This window comes from Tritonibacter sp. SIMBA_163 (assembly GCF_046535935.1).
In the GTDB taxonomy this organism is placed as follows: domain Bacteria; phylum Pseudomonadota; class Alphaproteobacteria; order Rhodobacterales; family Rhodobacteraceae; genus Epibacterium; species Epibacterium scottomollicae.
The window spans coordinates 1-245 of sequence record NZ_JAWJBP010001085.1 but is presented as its reverse complement, the minus strand read 5'-3'; the positions used below and the strand labels follow the sequence as shown (position 1 = coordinate 245).

Below are 245 nucleotides of genomic sequence, written 5' to 3'. Positions count from 1 at the left end.
CCGCGGCTCGGCTCACCGGGCTCGTCGGGGGCGTCGCCGCGGGCGTCGACCTTTTCGAACTTGCCGAAGATCATCCGGCCGGCGGAGGTCTGGATGGTGCTGGTCACGGTCAGGGCGACCCGCTGGCCCATGTGGTCGCGGCCGTCTTCGACCACCACCATGGTGCCGTCGTCGAGGTAGCCCACGCCCTGGGCGGGGTTCTCGCCGGGCTTGATGAGCTTGACGACCATCTCCTCGCCGGGGAG

Annotated in this window: 1 pseudogene; it reads right to left on the bottom strand. The window is 70.6% G+C overall.

Going from position 1 to position 245, the window contains the following annotated elements:
• Nucleotides 1–230 (bottom strand): annotated as a pseudogene (locus tag R0J92_RS25690) (hypothetical protein); the annotation flags it as partial.
• Nucleotides 231–245: the final 15 nt, after the last annotated feature.